Annotated in this window: 22 protein-coding genes; 16 read left to right on the top strand and 6 right to left on the bottom strand. The window is 67.2% G+C overall.

Translation table 11 applies throughout. From position 1 onward, the window contains the following. Positions 1-13 precede the first annotated feature (13 nt). The 4 genes from nirB to HQN78_RS10730 all read left to right on the top strand — a co-directional run bounded on the left by nirB (position 14) and on the right by HQN78_RS10730 (position 6,345). Positions 14-2,446 carry a nitrite reductase large subunit NirB gene (gene nirB / locus HQN78_RS10715; RefSeq protein ID WP_235089439.1) on the top strand — a complete coding sequence of 811 codons (2,433 nt, stop codon included), beginning with the start codon at positions 14-16 and terminating at the stop codon, positions 2,444-2,446. A 7-nt stretch (positions 2,447-2,453) separates the two neighbouring features. Continuing rightward, a complete protein-coding gene (gene nirD / locus HQN78_RS10720) occupies positions 2,454-2,783 on the top strand; it encodes a nitrite reductase small subunit NirD (protein WP_048409167.1) in 330 nt (109 codons plus the stop codon). 16 nt (positions 2,784-2,799) lie between these two features. Next, entirely contained in the window at positions 2,800-5,493 is a 2,694-nt protein-coding gene (locus HQN78_RS10725; protein WP_235089440.1) for a nitrate reductase, read from the top strand. Positions 5,494-5,577: 84 nt separating this feature from the next. Further along, positions 5,578-6,345 (top strand): transporter substrate-binding domain-containing protein, encoded by a 768-nt coding sequence (locus HQN78_RS10730; protein WP_227107578.1) that lies wholly within the window; start codon positions 5,578-5,580, stop codon positions 6,343-6,345. Positions 6,346-6,481: 136 nt separating this feature from the next. Here the strand turns inward: HQN78_RS10730 and HQN78_RS10735 are convergent, their stop codons facing one another. Continuing rightward, entirely contained in the window at positions 6,482-7,270 is a 789-nt protein-coding gene (locus HQN78_RS10735) for a DinB family protein (protein WP_107800274.1), read from the bottom strand. A gap of 220 nt (positions 7,271-7,490) precedes the next feature. Between HQN78_RS10735 and HQN78_RS25705 the strand changes: the two genes are divergently transcribed. Both HQN78_RS25705 and HQN78_RS10750 read left to right on the top strand, forming a co-directional pair. After that, positions 7,491-8,600 (top strand): methyl-accepting chemotaxis protein, encoded by a 1,110-nt coding sequence (locus tag HQN78_RS25705; protein WP_304502852.1) that lies wholly within the window; start codon positions 7,491-7,493, stop codon positions 8,598-8,600. After that, complete coding sequence (locus HQN78_RS10750; RefSeq protein WP_227107575.1) at positions 8,593-9,057, top strand: GNAT family N-acetyltransferase; 465 nt, start codon at positions 8,593-8,595, stop codon at positions 9,055-9,057. The genes HQN78_RS25705 and HQN78_RS10750 overlap by 8 nt, the downstream gene beginning before the upstream one ends. 10 nt (positions 9,058-9,067) lie before the next feature. Here the strand turns inward: HQN78_RS10750 and HQN78_RS10755 are convergent, their stop codons facing one another. Continuing rightward, positions 9,068-9,508 (bottom strand): anti-virulence regulator CigR family protein, encoded by a 441-nt coding sequence (locus tag HQN78_RS10755; RefSeq protein ID WP_227107573.1) that lies wholly within the window; start codon positions 9,506-9,508, stop codon positions 9,068-9,070. Positions 9,509-9,652: 144 nt separating this feature from the next. Here HQN78_RS10755 and HQN78_RS10760 point away from each other — a divergent pair, with 144 nt between their 5' ends. The 7 genes from HQN78_RS10760 to HQN78_RS10790 all read left to right on the top strand — a co-directional run bounded on the left by HQN78_RS10760 (position 9,653) and on the right by HQN78_RS10790 (position 15,938). Further along, positions 9,653-10,582: a chromate resistance protein ChrB domain-containing protein gene (locus tag HQN78_RS10760; protein WP_227107571.1), complete on the top strand. Its 930-nt coding sequence runs from the start codon at positions 9,653-9,655 to the stop codon at positions 10,580-10,582. A 2-nt stretch (positions 10,583-10,584) separates the two neighbouring features. Beyond that, positions 10,585-11,931 carry a chromate efflux transporter gene (gene chrA, locus HQN78_RS10765; protein WP_107800278.1) on the top strand — a complete coding sequence of 449 codons (1,347 nt, stop codon included), beginning with the start codon at positions 10,585-10,587 and terminating at the stop codon, positions 11,929-11,931. 31 nt (positions 11,932-11,962) lie between these two features. Continuing rightward, positions 11,963-13,153: an MFS transporter gene (locus HQN78_RS10770; RefSeq protein ID WP_235089442.1), complete on the top strand. Its 1,191-nt coding sequence runs from the start codon at positions 11,963-11,965 to the stop codon at positions 13,151-13,153. 85 nt (positions 13,154-13,238) lie between these two features. Beyond that, entirely contained in the window at positions 13,239-13,802 is a 564-nt protein-coding gene (locus HQN78_RS10775) for a putative glycolipid-binding domain-containing protein (RefSeq protein ID WP_235089445.1), read from the top strand. A 1-nt stretch (position 13,803) separates the two neighbouring features. Continuing rightward, the gene (locus tag HQN78_RS10780; protein ID WP_235089447.1) at positions 13,804-14,313 is read left to right on the top strand and encodes a GNAT family N-acetyltransferase; all 510 of its coding nucleotides are present in this window, start codon (positions 13,804-13,806) and stop codon (positions 14,311-14,313) included. Between the two features lie 79 nt (positions 14,314-14,392). Then, positions 14,393-15,304 (top strand): GyrI-like domain-containing protein, encoded by a 912-nt coding sequence (locus HQN78_RS10785; RefSeq protein ID WP_235089449.1) that lies wholly within the window; start codon positions 14,393-14,395, stop codon positions 15,302-15,304. 91 nt (positions 15,305-15,395) lie between these two features. Beyond that, positions 15,396-15,938, top strand: a complete 543-nt coding sequence (locus HQN78_RS10790) for a hypothetical protein (protein ID WP_235089455.1) — start codon at positions 15,396-15,398, stop codon at positions 15,936-15,938. Positions 15,939-15,990: 52 nt separating this feature from the next. Here HQN78_RS10790 and HQN78_RS10795 read toward each other — a convergent pair whose 3' ends face one another. From HQN78_RS10795 to HQN78_RS10805, 3 genes are read right to left on the bottom strand one after another with little or no spacing between them, the layout of a single operon-like run. Continuing rightward, complete coding sequence (locus tag HQN78_RS10795) at positions 15,991-16,737, bottom strand: metallophosphoesterase (protein ID WP_235089460.1); 747 nt, start codon at positions 16,735-16,737, stop codon at positions 15,991-15,993. Beyond that, positions 16,734-17,453, bottom strand: coding sequence for a VUT family protein (locus tag HQN78_RS10800; RefSeq protein ID WP_199225913.1), 720 nt, complete (start codon positions 17,451-17,453; stop codon positions 16,734-16,736). The genes HQN78_RS10795 and HQN78_RS10800 overlap by 4 nt, the downstream gene beginning before the upstream one ends. A gap of 4 nt (positions 17,454-17,457) precedes the next feature. Next, on the bottom strand, positions 17,458-18,117 hold the full coding sequence (locus HQN78_RS10805) for a helix-turn-helix domain-containing protein (protein ID WP_107800285.1): 660 nt from the start codon (positions 18,115-18,117) through the stop codon (positions 17,458-17,460). A 314-nt stretch (positions 18,118-18,431) separates the two neighbouring features. Between HQN78_RS10805 and HQN78_RS10810 the strand changes: the two genes are divergently transcribed. The 3 genes from HQN78_RS10810 (at position 18,432) to HQN78_RS10820 (ending at position 19,935) form a co-directional block, all read left to right on the top strand. Beyond that, entirely contained in the window at positions 18,432-18,650 is a 219-nt protein-coding gene (locus tag HQN78_RS10810) for a hypothetical protein (protein ID WP_107800286.1), read from the top strand. Between the two features lie 155 nt (positions 18,651-18,805). Next, entirely contained in the window at positions 18,806-19,168 is a 363-nt protein-coding gene (locus HQN78_RS10815; protein WP_235089461.1) for a 5-carboxymethyl-2-hydroxymuconate Delta-isomerase, read from the top strand. Positions 19,169-19,182: 14 nt separating this feature from the next. Beyond that, the gene (locus tag HQN78_RS10820; RefSeq protein WP_227107563.1) at positions 19,183-19,935 is read left to right on the top strand and encodes a hypothetical protein; all 753 of its coding nucleotides are present in this window, start codon (positions 19,183-19,185) and stop codon (positions 19,933-19,935) included. Positions 19,936-19,996: 61 nt separating this feature from the next. Here the strand turns inward: HQN78_RS10820 and HQN78_RS10825 are convergent, their stop codons facing one another. Continuing rightward, a complete protein-coding gene (locus HQN78_RS10825) occupies positions 19,997-20,728 on the bottom strand; it encodes an aspartate/glutamate racemase family protein (protein WP_227107562.1) in 732 nt (243 codons plus the stop codon). Between the last annotated feature and the right edge of the window lie 21 nt (positions 20,729-20,749).

Raw genomic sequence — 20,749 nt, forward strand, 5'->3', positions numbered from 1 at the left:
GAGGACATCCATCATGACCAAACCCAAACTCGTGGTGGTCGGCAACGGCATGGCCGGCATCCGCACCGTGGAAGAGCTGCTGACGCTGGCGCCGGACCTGTACGACATCACCGTGTTCGGCGCCGAGCCGCACCCCAATTACAACCGCATCCAGCTGTCGCCGGTGCTGGCCGGCGAACAGACCTTCGACGACATCGTGCTCAATCCGCGCGCCTGGTACGCCGAACGCGGCATCAGCCTTTACACCGGCAAGACCGTGGTGGAACTGGACCGCGCGCGCCGCCTGGTGCGCGCCGACGACGGCAGCGTCGCCCCTTACGACAGGCTGCTGCTCGCCACCGGCTCGCTGCCGGTGATGCTGCCGCTGCCGGGCCGCGATCTCGCCGGCGTCATCGGCTACCGCGACATCCGCGACACCGAAGCCATGCTGGCCGCCAGCGCCGGCGGCGGCCGGGCGGTGGTGATAGGCGGCGGCCTGCTCGGCCTGGAAGCCGCCTACGGCCTGAAGCAGCGCGGCATGGACGTCACCGTGGTCCACCTGGCGGACTGGCTGCTGGAAAGACAACTGGACCCCGCGGCCGCCCAGTTGCTGCAGGCCTCGCTGGAAGCGCGCGGCCTGCGCTTCCTGCTGGGCCGCCAGACCGCCGCGCTGCTGGACGACGGCCATGGCGCGGTGGCGGCGGCGAAGCTCGCCGACGGCGAAACCCTGGAGGCCAAGCTGGTGGTGATGGCGGTGGGCATCCGCCCCAATATCGCGCTGGCCGCCGGCGCCGGCCTGCACTGCGAGCGCGGCGTGGTGGTCAGCGACGCGCTGCAGACCTTCGACCCGCGCATCTACGCGGTGGGCGAATGCGTCAGCCACCGCGGCGTCTGCTACGGACTGGTGGCGCCGCTGTTCGAACAGGCCAAGGTCTGCGCCAACCATCTGGCCCAACTGGGCAGCAGCCGCTACCAGGGCTCGGTGATGGCCACCAAGCTCAAGGTCACCGGCATCGATCTGTTCTCCGCCGGCGACTTCATCGGCGGCGGCGATTGCGAAGAGATCGTGCTGTCCGACCCGGCCGGCGGCCTGTACAAGAAACTGGTGCTGCGCGAGGACAAGCTGATCGGCGTCTGCCTGTACGGCGACACCGCCGACGGCGCCTGGTACTTCAAGCTGCTGCGCGAACAGCGCGCGATAGGCGATCTGCGCGAGCGGCTGATCTTCGGCGAAACCGCCATCGGCGACGTCGGCGTCCAAGGCCAGAGCCGCGCCGCCGGCATGCGGGACGGCGACGAAGTCTGCGGCTGCAACGGCGTCAGCAAGGGCGCCATCGTCAAAGCGATCAAGGAAAACGGCCTGTTCACCCTGGACGAGGTCAAGCAATGCACCAAGGCCGGCAGCTCCTGCGGCTCCTGCAGCGGCCTGGTGGAACAGATCCTGATGAACACCGTGGGTTCCAGCTTCCAGGAAGCGCCCAAGACCAAGGCCGTCTGCGGCTGCACCGATCACAGTCACGCCGAGGTGCGCAAGGCCATACGCGACCACCGCCTGCTGGACCACGCCGCGGTCTACCACTTCCTGGAATGGCGCACCCCCAACGGCTGCGCCAGCTGCCGCCCGGCGATCAACTACTACCTGCTGTCCACCTGGCCGCGCGAGGCGGTGGACGATCCGCAAAGCCGCTTCGTCAACGAGCGGGTGCACGCCAATATCCAGAAGGACGGCACCTTCTCGGTGATCCCGCAGATGAAGGGCGGCGTCACCAACGCCGCCGAGCTGCGCCGCATCGCCGACGTGGCCGACAAATACCGGGTGCCCATGCTCAAGGTCACCGGCGGCCAGCGCATCGACCTGCTGGGCATCCGCAAGGAAGACCTGATCGATGTCTGGAAAGACCTGGGCATGCAATCCGGCCACGCCTACGGCAAATCCATCCGCACCGTGAAAACCTGCGTCGGCAGCGAATTCTGCCGCTTCGGCACCCAGAACAGCACCCAGATGGGCATAGACCTGGAAACCATGCTGGCCAATATGTGGGCGCCGCACAAGGTCAAGCTGGCGGTGTCCGGCTGCCCGCGCAACTGCGCCGAAGCCGGCATCAAGGACGTGGGCGTGATCGCGGTGGACTCCGGCTGGGAGCTGTACGTGGGCGGCAACGGCGGCATCAAGACCGAGGTGGCGCAATTCCTGTGCAAGGTGAAAACCGCCGAGGAAGTGAAGGAATACAGCGGCGCCTTCCTGCAGCTCTACCGCGAGGAGGGCTATTACCTGGACCGCACCGTCCGCTACATCGCCCGCGTCGGCCTGGATTACGTCAAGGCGCGGGTGGTGGACGACGCCGCCAACCGCCAGGCCTTGTACCAGCGGCTGCTGTTCGCGCTGGAAGGCCTGCCCGACCCCTGGGCCGCCCGCATCGCCGGCGCGCAGCGCCAGGAATACATCCCCTTGAAAGTCATCGCCTGAGGCCGCCATGGAACCCACCCCGCCCCCCTCCTCCCGCTGGCTGCGCATCTGCGCGCTGGACGACATCCCGCTGCTGGGCAGCCGCGTGCTGGCGCGCGACGACGGCGACATCGCCCTGTTCCGGCCGCAGCCGCAGCAAGTGTTCGCGCTCTTGGACCGCTGCCCGCACAAGGGCGGCCCGCTGAGCCAGGGCCTGGTGCACGGCGCGGCGGTCACCTGCCCGCTGCACGGCTGGACCCTCAATCTGGACGACGGCGAAGCCCAGGCGCCTGACCGCGGCTGCGCGCGACGCTTCCCGGTCAGCCTGCGGGACGGCGACGTCTACCTGCAACTGTGAACCCGGGGACCGCGCCATGACCACCACCCCCTCCACCTGCTGTTACTGCGGCGTCGGCTGCGGCGTGCTGATCCACAGCGACGGCGCGCGCGTCACCGGCGTGGAAGGCGATCCGGCCCACCCCGCCAACCACGGCCGGCTGTGCACCAAGGGCCTGGCGCTGGCGGACAGCTGCGCCAGTCTGTCCGGCCGCGCGCTGCACCCCGAACTGCGGCTGACCCGCGACGCCGCGCGCCGGCGCGTGGACTGGGACAGCGCGCTGGACACCGTGGCCGAGCGGCTGGCCGGCGTCATCCGCCGCCACGGGCCGGACGCGGTGGCGGTCTACGCCTCCGGCCAGCTGCTGACCGAGGACTACTACCTGTTCAACAAACTGACCAAGGGCCTGATCGGCAGCAACAATATCGACACCAACTCCCGGCTGTGCATGTCCAGCGCCGTCAGCGGCTACAAGCTGGCGCTGGGCGCCGACGGCCCGCCCACCTGCTACCAGGACCTGGACCTGGCCGATTGCGTGCTGCTAGCCGGCAGCAATACGGCCTACGCCCACCCGGTGCTGTTCCGCCGGCTGGAGGCCGCCAAGGCGGCGCGGCCGGACCGCAAGTGGATCGTGGTGGACCCGCGCCGCACCGACACCGCGGCGCTGGCGGACCTGCATCTGCAGATCCAGCCCGGCAGCGACGTGGCGCTGTTCAACGGCATGCTGCACCACCTGATCTGGGAAGGGCTGATAGACGAGAGCTACATCGCCGCCCACACCGAGGGCTTCGACGCGCTCAAGCGCCTGCTGCGCGACTATGCGCCGCGCCAGGCCGCCGGCCTGTGCGGCATCGCCGAAGCCGACCTGACCACCGCCGCCGAATGGTTCGGCCGCAGCCCGGCCAGCCTGTCGCTGTACTGCATGGGCTTGAACCAGTCCAGCCACGGCACCGCCAAAAACCTGGCGCTGATCAATCTGCACCTGGCCGCCGGCCAGATCGGCCGCCCCGGCGCCGGCCCCTTCTCGCTAACCGGCCAGCCCAACGCCATGGGCGGCCGCGAAGTGGGCGGCATGGCCACCATGCTGGCCGCCCACCGCGATATCGCCAACCCGCAACACCGCGCCGAAGTGGCCGCCCACTGGGGCGTGCCGCCGGAGCGGCTCTCCGACCGCCCCGGCCTGCCGGCCATCGCGCTGTTCGACGCGCTCAAGGCCGGCCGGGTCAAGGCGGTGTGGATAGTCTGCACCAACCCCGCCCACTCCTTGCCGGACCTGGAGCAAGCGCGCCAGGCGCTGGCCCAGGCCGAATTCGTCATCGTCCAGGACGCCTACGCCGACACCGACACCGCCGCCTGCGCCGACGCGCTGCTGCCCGCCGCCAGCTGGGGCGAAAAAGAAGGCACGGTCACCAACTCCGAACGCCGCATCAGCCGGGTGCGCGCCGCCGTGCCGCCGCCGGGCGAGGCGCGCGCCGACGGCTGGATCGCCGCCGAAGTGGGCCGCCGGCTGGAACGGCTGCTCTACCCGGACGCGCCCAGCCTGTTCGAACACAGCGAACCGGCGGCGGTGTTCGCCGAACACGCGGCGCTGACCGCCGGCCGCGATCTGGACCTCAGCGGCCTCAGCCACGCGCGGCTGGAGCGGGACGGCCCGCAGCAATGGCCGTTCCCGGCCGGCGCGGCCGCCGGCCAGGCTCGGCGTTACGAGGACGGCCGCTTTGCCACCGCCAACGGCCTCGCGCTGTTCCACGCCACGCCCTACCGGCCGCCGGCGGACGCGGTCAACGCCCATTACCCCTTCCGCCTGCTCACCGGCCGGCTGCGCGACCAATGGCACGGCATGAGCCGCAGCGGCCGGGTGGCGCGGCTGTTCTCCCACGCGCCGGAACCGACGCTGGACATGCACCCGGCCGACGCCGCCCGCCGCGGCCTCCAGGCCGGCGAACTGGTCAGGGTGGAAAGCCGGCGCGGCGGTCTGGTGCTGCCGCTGGCGCTTTGCGAGGAACTGCCGGGCGGCAGCGTGTTCGCCGCCATGCACTGGAGCGGCCAGCATCTGGACAGCGGCGGCGTCAACCAGGCCTGCTCGCCGGCGGTGGACCCGCAATCGTTCCAGCCCGAACTCAAGCACGCCGCGGTGCGGGTGGAACGCGCCGAACTGCCGTGGCGGGTGCGCGCCGCCAGCCGCCACCCGGACCTGCCGGCGCTGCGCGCGCGGCTGCAGCCCTTGCTGGCCGGCTGCGGCTACGCCGCGCTCAGCCTGCGCCCGCCGGACATCCTGGTGCTGAACGCCGCCCACGCCCAGCCGCGGCCGGACTGGCTGGCCGAGCTGACTTGGCTGCTGGACCTGGACGGCGGCCCGCAGCTGCAAACCTTCAGCGACGCGCGCCGCGGCCTGGAACAACGCATCGCCTGGCGCGACGACGCGCCCTGGGCCTACGTCTTCGCCGGCGGCCAGGACGACGGCGCGCGGCTGCTGGCCGCGATGCAAAGCGGCCGGCCCTGGCCCGGCAGCCGGCTCAGCGCGCTGGTTCCCGGCGCCGCGGCCGCGCCCGCCGCCGCGCGCATCGTCTGCAACTGCCTGCAAGTGGACGCCGAGCGCATCCAGGCGGCCATCGCCGACGGCGCGGATCTGGCCGGACTCAAGACGCGGCTGGGTTGCGGCGGCGTTTGCGGCTCCTGTCTGCCGGAGCTGAAACGCATGCTGGCGCGACAGGCGGAACGGGAATATTGAAACCCCGGCGCGGAACTCTATGCTAAGGGAGTCCGGCGCTGTTACCCTCTGCGCAGGCGATAGCGATGGATGCGTGGATTGGGCTTGAAACAGATAGGACTGCTGATCGCGGCGCTGGCCGCGCAGCCGGCGGCGGCGGCGACGCTGGACATGGTTTACGGCGCGGTGGCCTCGGACCCGTATATGAGCGGCGAAGGCGATCAAATGCCGCCCCACCCCGGCGCGGTGGTGGAAATGGCGCAGGCGGCGGCCAAGGGCTGCCGGATCGCGCTTAAGCTGTCGCGGCTGCCGGGCAAGCGCCTGCTCACCGAGATGCAGCACGATCAGCACGACGCCGCCTTCATGTTCTCCCACAACAAAGAACGCGAAGCCTATTTCGATTACCCGATGCAGGGCGAGGAGCCCGACCCGCGCTACCGGCTGACCACGCTGGCCTACTCCTTGTACGCGCTGAAAAACGCGCCGCCGGCCTGGAACGGCAAGAACCTGCCGGCGCTGGGCGCCATCGGCGTCAACGCCGGCTGGTCCATCGCCGACGATCTGCGCGCCAAGGGCGCCCAGGTGGAGGCCGCCAAAGACACCGAGATGAACTTCCGCAAACTGCTGGCCCGCCACATCGCCGCCTACGCCACGCAGAACCACATCGGCGACCGCTATCTGGAAGACCACCCGCAGGCCGGCATCGTCCGCCTGCAGCCGCCGCTGTCGCGCAAGGACTACTATCTGGTGTTGGGCAAGCGCTGGCACCGGGACAATCCGGCCCTGGCGCGCTGCCTGTGGCAGCAGATAGGCAAACTGCGCGAAACCCTGCTGCCCGCGCTGCTGCGCCGCCCCTGGTATCAACAACCCTGAGAGGGCGTTTACCATCTCGCGAGCCAAGGCGAGACCAGGCCTTGCGGCGGAAGCAGCGGGGTGTACAAGGGCCGTTCTCAACGCCGTATCGCCGACGCGCAGCAGATCGTCAACCGACTCTGAGCCGGGCCGGCGCTCAAACCGGCTCGCCGCCCAACTCCGCCGTCAGCTCCTCCACCTCCAGCAAATGGGCGCGGTCGTGCTGCAGCATGTCCTCGGCCAAATCCTCCAGACTCATCCGCCGCTCGCCGCCAAACAGGCATAGCCGCCCGCGCTGGGCCGCTTCGGCGCCGGCCAGCGCTGTCAGCAAATGTCGCCGTCCGGCCAGGAAATCGTCCAGGGCCGCTGAGCCGTCCTGCTCCAGATAAGCCAGTTCGCGCGACATTTCAGTGCCGTCTACCGACGGAATATCCGGCATGTCCTCGGTCAATACCCTTGCCACCCTTTGGCAGAAAATCCGGTCCAGATCGCGCAGATGGCAGGCATGCTCCACCGCGGCAAAATCGATGCCGTCCGGCCGCCGCCGCCAGTCCGCGGCCGGAATCACGCGCAGCGCCGCCGCCAACTGGGCCGGCATCGCCCGCAGCGCCTCCAGCCGCTGCTCCCAGTCCAACTGTTGCGGCCGTGGCGTCCACACCACCCCGTAAGTGAAATAACCGCCCGGTACCCGGCCGCGCGGCCGCAACACCTCGTGATAATGGCGGCGCATCACCTCCGCCACCATCGCGCCGCAAAACTGGCGCGCGCTGGCGTCCGCCTCCACTTCCGGAAACAGCTGGCGCACATCGTGGACGATGGCCGCAATCGCCGGCACTTCAGCGCGCGACAAGGCCGCGTATTCCACATAACGCTGCGGCGTGTCGATCAAAGCCTCCAACTGGCGGCCCAACGCCTGTTCGCGAAAGACATCAAAACGGGAGTGCATAAGGGCCTCTTATTTAACGTATCAAAATGATACCTTAGTAAACGGCGCAACAAGCGTCAAGTCTGATTTTTGTCATAATTAATCAAACTTAAACAAGACAAATGATTGCAGATTCATGACGGCATTCGGATAATGCTAAACGTTTATTTAAAATCACCCGGCGACATGCAAGCGCAAGCCACGCTTGCCTGTGCCGGTCCGGCTTCAAGAGGAGAATGGAATGTGGTTCCGGAACAAGGACAAGGCCGCGCGCGAGCAGGCGGAGCGCTTGCAACTCAGCCAGGAGGCGGAGCGAATGCGCCAGGAGCTGCAACACACCCGCAGCCGCGCCGATGAAGCCGAACGCCAGCTGGCCGCCAGTCAGGCCAAAGTTCAGGAACTGAACGGACTGATCGCCAACCTCTCCGCCTTCGCCCAATCGATGACCGACACCCAGCAGTCGCTGGCCACCCTCTCCAGCGTGATGAGCCGGGAAAAAGACCGCGCCGTCGCCGCTCAGGGCATTTCGCTGCGCAGCCGCCAATCCATAGACCAGATCGCCGCCGATCTGTCCAAACTGGCCGGCGCCTCGCAGGGCGCGGCGGAAAAAGTGGGGGAACTGGACGCCCGCGCCCAGGAGGTGGGCGGCATCGTGCAATTGATCCGCGACATCGCCGACCAGACCAATCTCTTGGCCCTGAACGCCGCCATCGAAGCGGCGCGCGCCGGCGAGCAAGGCCGCGGCTTCGCCGTGGTGGCCGACGAAGTGCGCAAGCTGGCCGAACGCACCGCCACCGCCACCGCCGACATCGCCAAGCTGGTGGAGCAGATCCGCGGCGACAGCGCCGGCAGCCGCAGCCAGATGGAGCAATTGGCGGAACAAGCCGCCGGTTTCAGCCAGGACGGCGAGACCGCCGCCGGCACCATGAAACAATTGCTGGACATGTCCACCAGCATGGAAGGCAGCATCGCCGCCTCCGCGCTGCGCGGTTTCTGCGAATTGGCCAAGATGGACCACCTGATCTACAAATTCCGCGTCTACCAGGTGATGTTCGGCCTGTCGGACGAGGACATCGGCCACTTCGGCTCGCATCAGCACTGCCGCTTCGGCAAGTGGTATTACGAAGGCGAGGGCCGCGCCGGCTTCTCCCACCTGCCCGGCTTCCGCGAAATCGAAGCGCCGCACGCCAAGGTGCACACCGCGGCGCTGGACGCCTTGCGCGCCCACGCCGACGGCGACAGCCGGGCCGCGGTGGAACATGTCGCGATGATGGAAGCCGCCAGCCTGCAAGTGCTGGCCGGCCTCGAACACATGGCCGGCGCCGGCGAAACGGAAGCGCGCCATGGCTGAGGCCGTCTTCTCCATCCGCCCGCTGCAAGCCGGCGATCACGCCGGCTGGCTGCCCTTATGGCGCGACTACAACGCCTTCTACGGCCGCGTCGGCGTCAGCGCCCTGCCCGAGGAGGTGGACCGGGAAACCTGGCGCCGCCTGCTCGCGCCGGAGGAGCCGGTGCGCGGGCTGGCCGCGGTCGCCGACGGCGCGCTGCTGGGCATCGCTCACCTGCTCTACCACCGCAGCACCATCCAGATCCAGGACAGCGCCTATCTGCAGGATCTATACGTGGCGCCGGCGGCGCGGGGCGGCGGCGTCGCCCGCGCGCTGCTGCTAGCCGCCGCGGAACGGGCGCGCGACGACGGCGCCGCCATGCTGTACTGGCGCACCGCCGGCGACAACCTCGTCGCGCGCCGCCTGTACGACCAGGTGGCGGAGCTGGCGGACGCGGTGATCTACCGCCAAATCTTGTAAGCCGGCCGGATCAGCGCAGCACGTCCAGCAAGATATCCGCGATCAAACCGCTGGCCGCCACCAGCACCAGGTCCGCGCCCACCGCCCGCCACTCGTAACCGGGGTGGCGCGGCAGCTGGCTCAGCAAGGGCGCCGGCAAGACCTGCTTGGCGATGCCGGGCGGCAGCGGCTTGCCGCGCGCCAGGCGCTTGCGCATGCCCGGCGGCAAGGATTTATAGCCGGTCACCCCGGAATCCAGCGCCAGGCGCCGCGCGGCGGCGACGCTGATGCCCGCCGCCACCAAATCCCGGTCCGACCGCTCCGGCGACGCTTCCCTGTCCTTGTCTTTATCCTTGTGCTTGCCCTGCCCCTGGCCATGACCCTGGCCCTTGCCTTCCGGCGGATTGGCCAGCGCCGGCGCCGCCAGCGCCGCCGCCAACAAGCACACAGACCATTGCTTCCATCGCTTCATCTTCGTCTCCCGTCTCTGTTGAGCCCGATTTAGATTATCGACCACGCGCCGGCCAAGCTTGAGTCCAACTTTAATCTCGCGCCCGACAAAATATATTGATCGCTACATAATTGTAGAATACGCTACAAAAAAATGGAGCGCATCATGGACTGGCTGCTGCTGATCACTTCTTTGCCCACCGAAAACGCCACCGCGCGCATGCGCGCCTGGCGCGCCTTGAAAGCCTGCGGCTCCGCCGCGCTGCGCGACGGCGCCTACCTGTTGCCCGGCAGCAACGCCCGGCTGCAACAATTGGAGGCCATCGCCTCCGACATCCAACAACACGGCGGCGTCGCGCGGCTGCTGGCCTGCCGGCCGCTGGACGGCAGCGATTTTCCGCCGCTGTTCCAGCGCGACGCCGACTATCAGCAGCTGCGGCAGGACATCCAGGAACAACTGAGCGGGCTGGACCCCGACAACGCCGCCGAGCGGCTCAAACAATGGCGGCGGCTGAGCAAGGCCCTGGCCGGCGTCGCCGCCATCGATTTCTTCCCCGGCGCCGGCCAGCAACAGGCGCAGGCCGCGCTGCAACAGCTGGAAACCGCCATCCAGCTGCAATTGTCGCCGGGCGAGCCCCATAGTCTGGACATGCAGATTCCGCGCCGCGCCGTGGCCGAGCATCAAGGCCGGACCTGGGCCACCCGCCGCCGCCCCTGGGTGGACCGGCTGGCCTCGGCCTGGCTGATCCGCCGCTTCATCGACCCGCAGGCGCGCATCCTGTGGCTGGCCGCGCCCGGCGACTGCCCGCCGGAGGCGCTGGGCTTCGATTTCGACGGCGCCGCCTTCACCCATGTCGGCGACAAGGTCAGCTTCGAGGTGCTGCTGGCCAGCTTCGGTCTGGACGCGCCCCCGCTGCGAAGGCTGGCCGAGCTGGTCCATTATCTGGACGTGGGCGGCGCGGCGCCGCCGGAAGCCAGCGGCGTGGAAACCGTGCTGGCCGGCTTGCGCGCCGCGCTGAGCGACGACGACCAATTGCTGAGCGCCGCCGCCCATATCTGGGACGGGCTCTACCAACAGTTCGCCAAGGAGAGCTGATCATGCCGCCCAGCCCCCGCGACGCCGCGCCCGCCCCCGTCGGCTTCCGGCAAGCGCTCCGTTTCTGGCTCAAGCTGGGCCTGATCAGCTTCGGCGGCCCGGCCGGCCAGATCGCCATCATGCACCAGGAGCTGGTGGAGCGCCGGCGCTGGATTTCCGAACGCCGCTTCCTGCACGCTCTGAATTACTGCATGCTGCTGCCCGGGCCGGAAGCGCAGCAACTGGCCACCTATATCGGCTGGCTGCTGCACCGCGGCTGGGGCGGCGTCGCCGCCGGCGCGCTGTTCGTGCTGCCGTCCTTCTTCCTGCTGGTGCTGCTGTCCTGGGTCTATATCGCCTACGGCCACCTGGCCTGGATCGCCGGCCTGTTCTACGGCATCAAGCCCGCGGTGGTCGCCATCGTGGCCCAGGCGGCCTGGCGCATCGGCACGCGCACGCTGAAACGGCCCTGGCTGTGGGGCGTGGCGCTGGCCTCGCTGTGCGCCATCGCGCTATGGCAAACCCCCTTCCCGCTGATCGTGCTGGCGGCGGCCTTGATCGGCGCGCTGGCCGGCCGGCTGCGGCCGCGCTGGTTCCAGGCCGGCGGCCACGGCGGCGCGGACGCGCATTACGGCCCGGCGCTGATCGACGATCACACCCCGCCGCCGGCGCACGCCCGCTTCTCCTGGCTACGGCTGGGCCGCGCGGCGCTGGCCGGCCTGCTGCTGTGGAGCTTGCCAATGGCGCTGCTGACAGCCGCCTACGGCTGGCACGGCGGCTTCACCCAGATGGGCTGGTTCTTCACCAAGGCCGCGCTGCTGACCTTCGGCGGCGCCTACGCGGTGCTGCCCTATGTCTACCAGGGCGCGGTGGCGCATTACGGCTGGCTGAGCGCCGGCCAGATGCTGGACGGCCTGGCGCTGGGCGAAACCACGCCGGGGCCGCTGATCATGGTGGTGGCCTTCGTCGGCTTCGTCGGCGGCTACGCCAAGGCCCTGCTGGGCCCGGAACACCTGTTCCTGGCCGGCGCGCTGGCCGCGGCGCTGGTCACCTGGTTCACCTTCCTGCCCTCCTTCGTCTTCATCCTGGCCGGCGGCCCGCTGATCGAACACAGCCATGGCGAGATCCGCCTGACCGCGCCGCTGACCGCCGTCACCGCCGCCGTGGTCGGGGTGATCGCCAACCTCGCCCTGTTCTTCGGCTGGCATGTGCTGTGGCCGCAAGGCTGGCGCGGCGGCGTGGACGGAGCCGCCGCCGCCATCGCCGCGCTGGCGGCCTGGGCGCTGCTGAAAAAACAAGTCAAGGCGATGCCGGTGATAGCCGGCGCGGCGCTGGCCGGCCTGCTGCTCAGCCTGTGGCGCCTGCCGTGAACGCATTCCCCCATCGAGAAAGGCCTCCCGCATGCAGCCCCGCATCCCCGCCACCATCTGGGCCCTGGGCCTGGTCAGCCTGTGCATGGACATGTCCTCCGAGATCATCCACGCGCTGCTGCCGGTGTTCCTGGTCTCCACCCTGGGCGTCAGCGCGCTGACCCTGGGCGTCATCGAAGGCCTGGCCCAGGCCACCGCGCTGATCCTGCGCGTATTCTCCGGCGCCATCAGCGACTACTGGGGCCGCCGCAAAGGCCTGCTCCTGCTGGGCTACGGCCTGGCGGCGCTGAGCAAGCCGCTGTTCCCGCTGGCTCACAGCGCCGAAACCGTGCTGGCCGCGCGGCTGATGGACCGCGTGGGCAAGGGCATACGCGGCGCGCCGCGCGACGCGCTGGTGGCCGAAGTCTCGCCGCCGGCCATCCGCGGCGCCTGTTTCGGCCTGCGCCAGTCCATGGACACCGTCGGCGCCTTCGCCGGCCCGCTGCTGGGCATCGCGCTGATGTTCTGGCTGGCGGACGACATCCAGCAAGTGCTGTGGTGGGCCTGCCTGCCGGCCTTGCTGGCGGTGCTGCTGCTGGCGGCCGGCGTGCGCGAGCCGGACGGCGGCGAACGCAAGCCCTTCCGCTCGCCGCTGCGCCTGGCGCTGCTGCGCCGCTTTTCCGGCCGCTACTGGTGGATCGTCGCCATCGGCGCGCTGTTCACCCTGGCCCGCTTCAGCGAGGCCTTTCTGGTGCTGCTGGCGCAGCGCCACGGCCTGCCGCTGAGCTGGCTGCCGCTGGTGATGGTGGTGATGAGCCTGGTCTTCGCGCTCACCGCCTATCCGGTGGGGGTGCTGGCCGACCGCTGCAGCAAGAGCGCGCTGCTGGCGACAGGCCTGCTGATCCTGATCCTGGCCGACGTCACGCTGGCGCTGTCCGGTTCCGTCGCCGTCACGCTGGCCGGCATCGCCCTGTGGGGGCTGCACCTGGGCTTCACCCAGGGCCTGCTGGCCACGCTGGTGGCGGAGGAAACGCCGGCCGACATGAAGGGCACCGCCTTCGGCCTGTTCAATCTGGTCAGCGGCCTGTGCCTGCTGCTGGCCAGCGTGTTGGCCGGCTGGATGTGGGACCGCCACGGCAGCGCCAGCACCTTCGTCGCCGGCGGCGCCTTGGCCGCGCTGGCGCTGGCCGCCACCTTGCTGTGGCATAGCCGGGAACGGCGGCTGGCCGGCCAGGCCGCATAAACACCGGATCGGGCAATGCCCGCCATGGACAAGCAACAGGACATTGCGGTGAAATACGCCATCATAAAAACAGCAAGGCCGCCGCATGTCCCACACCTTCGTCTCCTCCATCGTCTGGCAACGGCTGGACGCCTCCGGCCACGACTACGCGGCGCTTGAACAGAGCGAGCAAGGCCCGCGCCTCAAGGGCTGCGCCGTCTTCGTCGAAGACGGCGTCAACTGCCTGCTGCAATACCAGGTGGACTGCGCGCCGGACTGGAGCACCCGTCGCGTCGAGGTGAACGGCTACCGCGGCGCAGAAGCCATCGCCCTGCGGCTGGAAACCGACGCCGAAGGCCGCTGGCGGCTCAACGGCGCGGAACAGCCGCAAGTGCAAGGCTGCGTCGACATCGACCTGGCCTTCACCCCGGCCACCAATCTGCTGCCCATCCGCCGCGGCCGGCTTGAGATCGGCGCGGCGCTGGAACTGAACGCCGCCTGGCTGCAATTCCCGGCGCTGACCCTGGCGCCGCTGCCGCAGCGCTACACCCGCCTGTCCGAGATCGGCTACCGCTACGAATCGCGACAAGGCGCGTTCCAGGCCGAACTCAGCCTCACCCCGGACGGCCTGCCGCGCGACTACCAGGGCCTGTGGCGGGAGGCGCGCTGACATGAACGCCCCGCGCATCCGTCCGGCCGCGCCGGCAGACTTTGCCCGGCTGGCCGAAATCGAACGCGCCGCCGCCGCCCGCTTCGACCCGCAAGACCTGCCACCGGCGCTGGCCGGCGACACACTGCCCCGCGACGAACTGGCCGCCGCCTGCGCGGCCGGCCTCTTGTGGGCGGCGGCCGACGCCGACGGCGTCCACGGCTTCCTGTTGGCGCGCCGCCACGACGACAGCCTGCACCTGCAGGAAATGGACGTCTGCCCCAAGCATCAGGGCCGGGGCCTGGGCTCGGCGCTGATCGCGCACGCGGAAACCGCCGCGCGCCGGCTGGGCCTGCGCCGGCTGACGCTGACCACCTTCGAACACCTGGCCTGGAACGCGCCCTACTACCACAAACGCGGTTTCCTGACCCTAGACCCCGCCGACAGCCCGCCCTTCCTGCTGGCCCTGTTGCGCGCCGAGGCCGAGCACGGCCTCAGGCGGCGCGTGGCGATGCAGAAACCGCTGCTTTAAGGTGTCCGACAACACCGCAAGATCGGTCAGGCGCGCGGCGGCGCGGCCGCGCTAGACTGGCGGCGCCAAGGAGGAAAGCATGCAGCACGACACCGCCAGCCCGCGCCTGGACAAGGCGCTGGCCTATATCGACGCCCATCTGGACGCCGACCTGAGCCTGGAACGGCTCAGCCGGGTGACCGCCTGCTCGCGCTTCCATTTCCACCGCCTGTTCCGCGCCCGCTTCGGCCTCAGCCTGCATCAATACGTGCGGCTCTGCCGGCTGCGCCGCGCCGGAGAACGGCTGGCCTTCCGCCGCTGCACCGTGCTGGACATCGCGCTGGACAGCGGCTACCGCAGCCCGGAGGCCTTTGCCCGCGCTTTCCGGCAGGCGACGGGCCAGACGCCGTCCGCCTTTAGGCGGCGGCCGCGCTGGCGGCCTTGGCATCAGCACTTCCACGCCCTATCCCAACTGAGGAGCCGTTCCATGCCATCCCGCCAAATCCCGCTCGCCGTCGACATCGTCGACTTCCCCGCCACCCCGATCGCCCTGCTGGAACACCGCGGCGACCCCGCGCTCTTGGGAGACAGCCTGCGCGACTTCATCGCCTGGCGGCGAGAACACCGCCTGCCGCCCAGCGCCGCCGCCACCTACAACCTGCTGTACGCCGATCCGGACGACTGCGCGCCGGCGGACTACCGCTTCGGCCTCTGCGCCGCTTTCGACGGCGACATCGCCGCCAACCGCCAAGGGGTGCGCGCCGCGCAGATTCCCGCCGGACGCTGCGCCCGGCTGCGCCACATCGGCTCCGACGACGCGCTGGCCGCCCTCGCGCGCCGCCTGTACGCGGAATGGCTGCCCGCCAGCGGCGAAACCCCGCGCGATGACCCGCTGTTTCTCCAGCGCGTGCGTTTCTATCCGGACGTGGCGGAAAACGAAGCCGTCTGCGATTTGTTTCTGCCGCTGCAAACGCCTGCGCCGAAAATCGGACCCGCCGCGCCGTTAAAATAATAAGGATCAGGATATTCCAAAAACATTCCCTCAAGCGCCTTTTGTCGGCTTTGGGTAAACTAGAGCGCGTTAAATGCAGGGGTAATGCACGATGCGCGCTCGTTTTCTGACTCGAATAAAAAAATGGATCATCAGCGTATTCAATCCGCCCTACCAATTGGTATTGTGCGACAGAATGCTCAAGAAGAACTCCAAGGAATATCTCTATCTGTTCAAGCTTTACGGCAGCCACGACTTCGTCAAGCTGTCCCACGCGGACATCTTGGCCAGCAATCAGCTCCTGTCCGCCATCCGGCCGCGAGACCTGATAAAAATCGCGCTATTGGAAAACCATAGGAAAGAAGAAGAAAAGCGCTGCAAGGTGGAGGAAGAACTGCGCGGCAATCAATACCGGATTCATCTACACGGCAATAGCGAAACCTTTTCCGGCGAAAGCATCTGTCGAAACATCGATTATTTCGCCGACCTGGCCCCGCAGGAAGTCTGCAAGATCGCCTACGCCACCGGTTTTCAAAAAGGCCGCGCCGTCTCCGGCCACATCAGCCGCGCGGCGGCGGAAGCCCGCCGCCAGGACACGCCGGCGGCGGACGGCTCGGGCAAGGTGCTGGCGCTCCGGCGGGCCCGGCCGCGCTAAGAGCCTGTTCATAGTCTGCTGCGCGTCGGCGATACCGCGTTGAAAACAGGCGCTAAATCATCACGGTCTGGCTGCGGAAGCCGACCGCGTCGAACTCCAGCAGCTTGTAGCCGCGCGCGTCCACGGTGTCCAGCGCCGCCGTGCCCTTGCGCCACTGAAAACAGCTGGCCGGACAGACTTCCAGCGCCACGCCGCGCGCCTCCAGCCGGTAATCCCCATGCGCGTGGCCGCACAACAGCACTTGCAAACGCGGCGTCTCCGCCATCAATTCCCAAAACCGCTCCGTGTCCTGCAGCATGCAGCTGTCCAATAGCGGCGTGCCCACCGCCGCCGGATGATGATGCAACAGCACGGCGCAGCGCTTGCCGGCGGCATCCGCCCCGGCCAGCCGTTGCCGGAAGGCGGCGGCGGCGCGCTCGTCGATATGGCCGTCGTCCGTGCCCGGCCGCACCGAATCCAGCGCCAACAACAGCCAGTCCGCCGTTTCCAGGCGCTCCAGCGGCCGCATGAAAGGGTAGCGGCCCAGCACCTCGGCCGCCAAGGACGCGGCGTCGTGATTGCCGGCCAGCCAGTACACCGGCAGGCCCGTTCTTTCCAGCCGCTGCGCGAAGCGCTCATAGGAAGCCGCGCTCTCATCCTGAGAAATGTCCCCGGTAACCAGAACGGCGTCCAGCTCCGCCGCATGCCGCCGCTCCAGCTGGCTCAGCACCCGGTCGAACTCGCGGTAAGTGTCGTAGCCCATCAACTGCCCGCCGGCCTCGGCGAACAGATGCGTGTCGGATATCTGCGCGGCCCTCATCGTCCTTCCTCCATCGCGTATTTGTTTCTCTTGACGTCTTCGCCATCCTCCTTGAACACCGCCAGGGGGTTGTAGGACACGTTCCAGTCAAAGTAATCGGTCTTTTCTATCCGCTTCACCACGCCCACCAGGTAATAGCCCACCGGCAGCAAGGCGATGGAAACGAACACCTTGTAAGACCAGGTGGTGGCGATGATGTTGAGCAGTTCCTGCCCGCTATAGCGCGACGACAGGCTGATGGGATAGGCCGTGGTCAACAGCACCGCCTGGGCCAGCATGGACGCGATCACATAGCGGATGAAAAAGAAGCGCCCGGCGAAAAAGACCTTCATCCGCGACACGACGAAGCCATTGCAAAAATAAGAGGCCGGCACCGAGATCCAGGTGCCCACCATCACCCGCCAAAATTCGTTGAACAAGAGGTAGTACTGCTTGGAAATCTCGTTATTATCCGGCTGCAGCAAGGCGAAGCCATTGATGATCAGAACGAAAAAGGTCTGGCACGCCACCAGAATCCACACCGTGCGTCCGCCCAGCTTATAGCCGTACACCTCGGTGGACACCGTGGACAATAGATAGCAAAGCGAAAACACGATGCCGCTGGCGGTGATCTTCAAGCCGTAAATATCCAGCGTCTTGTACACCAGCGAATCGCAGACCACCATGATGGTCACCGACAAACCCACAATCAATCCGTAAACTCTGAACTGTTCCACACCTTCATCCTGCGCTAAAAGTCTTAATCGCCTTGACCGCCACGCCAAGCACCTTGAAATCCCGGCACACCAAAGGCTGCAAATCGTGCATCAAGGAAATGCTTGAAAACAGACAATGCTCGCCGTCGATGAACACCCGCCGGAAACAAGGCTGCTGGCCGGCCATGCTGACCAAGACCACATCGCCGTCCGCCGGGCGCTCCTGCCGGGCCACGATGAAAACGCTGCCCTGGGAAAAACCGGGAAACAGCGAATCATTGTTCAACAACACCGCAAACGCGTCCGCGGCGTCAAAACCGGCGGCATCCACAAAATACCGTTCCGGCTCGATAATCATTCCGTCAAAAAACAGGGTCAGTTCGGTGAATTTGATCAAGGGCACCGCCATGGCCGCGGGGCTGTCGCCGGCCTCGCGTCCCAGATCGCTCTCCACGAAATCGCTGAGCCTGACATCGAAAAACCGGGCCAGCTCCATCAAGGTCAGCAAGGTGGGATTGCCCACGCCGCGCTTGATATTGTTGATCGTCGCCACGCCCAGGCCTATCGCCTCGCTTAATTGCGCGGCGTCGACGCCGGCGCGCCCCATCAGACACGTCAGGTTTTTCGACGCCTTGCTCAACAAAGCGCCATTCTCGGCCTCTTCTTTCCACACCGCCCTGCTCATTCAGCCCTCCATGCAAGTCGAATCCGTTTCGATTCCATTTTTAATTTCACGTCCAAACATGCACGCCCATTTTAAACGCAAGCGCCAAACCCGGCGCAAGCATCAAACGATATTGTTTTTATCAGACTATCTTTTGTAATTCCGTCACTACTCTTTTAAACAAAAAGACAATATAATAATTTTGCAACACTATATCATTCGGGGCAGGCGCAAGATACTCGCGAACCATAAATTTAAAAGAAGAAAAATATTAATAAGAACAATCAACGCGACGCAAAAGCCCGCCACGACGCAATGCAGAGGAAAGCGCTTAAATGAGAATTTCAGAAGATGAATTCGCGCTGGACGTGATTGACGGCGAACCCGCCATCATTACCCAGTCCAGCGTGCTTGGACAGCCGGGCAGCGAATGGGAAGGCTCCCCGGTATTCAAGAAAACCTATTTGCTGGAGCTGATCAGCCGCAGCCTGGAACACGAGATCATCCAGCCCGAAGACATCCAAAGCCTGATCCGGACCGCGAAAAAGCCCTGATCGCGCCGGGCGCGCCGCCGGCCGCGCCCCTGTTCTCCCGTCCCGGGCTTGGGTACACTGAGCCGTTGCAATACAATGGCGTATCGACCGCCGCGCAACCATTCCATCGCCCTCCCGGCGCACACGGAAGGCGGCGCAACACCACAGGCTCACACATGCCCCATCTGACACTGGAGTACAGCGGCAATCTGGCCGGCTTCGCCGCCGCGGACGCGCTGCTGGACATCAACCGCGCGCTGCTGGCCAGCGGCCACTTCGAAGAAGCCGACATCAAGAGCCGCGCCGTGGCGCTGGACGCCTGCCGCATCGGCGTCCACGATCTGCCGCGCGGCTTCGTCCACGCCAAACTGGCCATACTCAGCGGGCGCAGCCCCGAGGAAAAACAGCGTCTGTCCGAACTGAGCCTGCAGGCGCTGGCCGACAGCGCGGCGCTGCCGCCGGGCATGGAAGTGCAATTGTGCGTGGAAATCCAGGAAATAGACCGCGCCAGCTACCGCAAACGCCTCATCGCCCGTTAACGGAGAAACATCCCATGACCGCGCTCAAACTCGCATCCCGCGGCCTGATGGCCGCCGCCCTGCTCGCCGGCCTGGCCGGCGCCGCCCACGCCGCCGACGACATCGACCGCGTCAATCTGGAAGGCACGCTGGGACAGGAACGCATAGGCATGAGCCTACTGGTGAAGGACGGCAAAACCTTCAGCGGCGGCCACTACTTCTACGGCCGCTATCTGAAGGACATCCCGCTGCGCGGCAAGCTGCAAGGCGAGATCCTGCAACTCAGCGAACCGGGCGGCGGCGTGTTCAAGCTGCGCTTCAAAGGCAACGGCAGCGCCGACGGCCAGCCGCTGAGCTTCGACAACAGCGTGGGCCTGGACGGCGACTGGACGCTGAAAGCCAAGACCCTGCCGGTGGCGCTGACCATGGGCGACATGGCGCCGGCCTCCGAAGGCCGCTGGTATCAGGACGTCACCGAAGAAAGCGACGCCGCCTTCGAAGCCAAAGTCCAAGGCTTCCAGCGCGCCGCTTTGGCCGGCGAAGCCCAGCAGGCCAGCCGCTACGTGCACTTTCCGCTCCGGATCAACCACAAGGGCGGCAGCCGCCAGATCGCCAATGCCCGCCAGCTGCAAAGCGAGTGGAGCGCCATTTTCACTCCCGCCTATCTGGAACAGCTGAAGCAGGCGATGGCGCACAATCTGTTCGTGCGCAACGGCCAGGCGATGCTGGGCAGCGGCGTGGCCTGGTTCGACGCCAAGGGCGCGGCGGCGCTGAACCTGCCGGACTGAAACCGACGCGCCAAACCAACAGGGCGGCCGGAGCCGCCCTGTTTTCATTGGAGCCCGCGCGCTATTGCGAAAAAGCGGCGAAGCGCCCGGAAAAATGCTTTGGCGGAGGGAACGCCAGGTCGCCCGTCTTGCTGGTCCGCAGACCCAGGGCGACGAGCGACTCCGCCAACGCCACCGCCGCGCCCACCCCTTCCACAACCGGCAGGCCGATCGCATCTCCGATACGGGGAGCCAGATCCGCCATCCCGGCGCACCCCAGCACAATGGCGCCGACGCCATCCTCGTCTCGGGCCCTGCGCGCCTCCTCGACGATGAGCCGGTAAGCGATATCGGGCTCTCGCTCCAGATCCAGCACCGGCACCTCGGCGGCGCGCACCCGCCGGCAAAGATGGGCATAGCCGTAGCTATGCAATAAATGCTCGGCGATCACGCACGTTCGGCCCAATGTGGTGACCACCGAAAAACGCGTGGCGATCAAGGACGCCATCTGAAAAGCGGCCTGCGCGATCCCCACCACCGGAGCGCGCGCCAGTTCCCGCGCCGCGTTCAAACCGGGGTCGCCAAAACAGGCCAGCACGTAAGCGTCGTAGCCTTGCCGCGCGCCCTCCCTGATCTCCTCGCACACCCCGATCACACTGACCGCCTCGTCGAAATGCGACTCGATCGACACCGGTCCATCCTCTGGATTCCTGGCCACAATCAAAGTGTCAGGCCTGGCCGCCCGCACCGCCGCCAAACGGATACGCTCGGTCATATCCGCGGTCGTATTAGGATTAATCACGCAAATCTTCATGAGCACGCTCCATGCGCAAAC

It is taken from the genome of Chromobacterium sp. Beijing, assembly GCF_021496765.1.
In the GTDB taxonomy this organism is placed as follows: domain Bacteria; phylum Pseudomonadota; class Gammaproteobacteria; order Burkholderiales; family Chromobacteriaceae; genus Chromobacterium.

Coding starts and splice junctions, on each gene's coding strand:
- HQN78_RS10750 (WP_227107575.1), top strand. CDS start 8,593: ATGGCTGAGGCCGTCTTCTCCATCCGCCCGCTGCAAGCCGGCGATCAC.
- HQN78_RS10725 (WP_235089440.1), top strand. CDS start 2,800: ATGACCACCACCCCCTCCACCTGCTGTTACTGCGGCGTCGGCTGCGGC.
- HQN78_RS10770 (WP_235089442.1), top strand. CDS start 11,963: ATGCAGCCCCGCATCCCCGCCACCATCTGGGCCCTGGGCCTGGTCAGC.
- HQN78_RS10785 (WP_235089449.1), top strand. CDS start 14,393: ATGCAGCACGACACCGCCAGCCCGCGCCTGGACAAGGCGCTGGCCTAT.
- HQN78_RS10815 (WP_235089461.1), top strand. CDS start 18,806: ATGCCCCATCTGACACTGGAGTACAGCGGCAATCTGGCCGGCTTCGCC.
- HQN78_RS10795 (WP_235089460.1), bottom strand. CDS start 16,737: ATGAGGGCCGCGCAGATATCCGACACGCATCTGTTCGCCGAGGCCGGC.
- HQN78_RS10810 (WP_107800286.1), top strand. CDS start 18,432: ATGAGAATTTCAGAAGATGAATTCGCGCTGGACGTGATTGACGGCGAA.
- HQN78_RS10760 (WP_227107571.1), top strand. CDS start 9,653: ATGGACTGGCTGCTGCTGATCACTTCTTTGCCCACCGAAAACGCCACC.
- HQN78_RS10735 (WP_107800274.1), bottom strand. CDS start 7,270: ATGCACTCCCGTTTTGATGTCTTTCGCGAACAGGCGTTGGGCCGCCAG.
- HQN78_RS25705 (WP_304502852.1), top strand. CDS start 7,491: ATGTGGTTCCGGAACAAGGACAAGGCCGCGCGCGAGCAGGCGGAGCGC.
- nirD (WP_048409167.1), top strand. CDS start 2,454: ATGGAACCCACCCCGCCCCCCTCCTCCCGCTGGCTGCGCATCTGCGCG.
- HQN78_RS10805 (WP_107800285.1), bottom strand. CDS start 18,117: ATGAGCAGGGCGGTGTGGAAAGAAGAGGCCGAGAATGGCGCTTTGTTG.
- HQN78_RS10790 (WP_235089455.1), top strand. CDS start 15,396: ATGCGCGCTCGTTTTCTGACTCGAATAAAAAAATGGATCATCAGCGTA.
- HQN78_RS10825 (WP_227107562.1), bottom strand. CDS start 20,728: ATGAAGATTTGCGTGATTAATCCTAATACGACCGCGGATATGACCGAG.
- HQN78_RS10820 (WP_227107563.1), top strand. CDS start 19,183: ATGACCGCGCTCAAACTCGCATCCCGCGGCCTGATGGCCGCCGCCCTG.
- HQN78_RS10780 (WP_235089447.1), top strand. CDS start 13,804: ATGAACGCCCCGCGCATCCGTCCGGCCGCGCCGGCAGACTTTGCCCGG.
- nirB (WP_235089439.1), top strand. CDS start 14: ATGACCAAACCCAAACTCGTGGTGGTCGGCAACGGCATGGCCGGCATC.
- chrA (WP_107800278.1), top strand. CDS start 10,585: ATGCCGCCCAGCCCCCGCGACGCCGCGCCCGCCCCCGTCGGCTTCCGG.
- HQN78_RS10755 (WP_227107573.1), bottom strand. CDS start 9,508: ATGAAGCGATGGAAGCAATGGTCTGTGTGCTTGTTGGCGGCGGCGCTG.
- HQN78_RS10775 (WP_235089445.1), top strand. CDS start 13,239: ATGTCCCACACCTTCGTCTCCTCCATCGTCTGGCAACGGCTGGACGCC.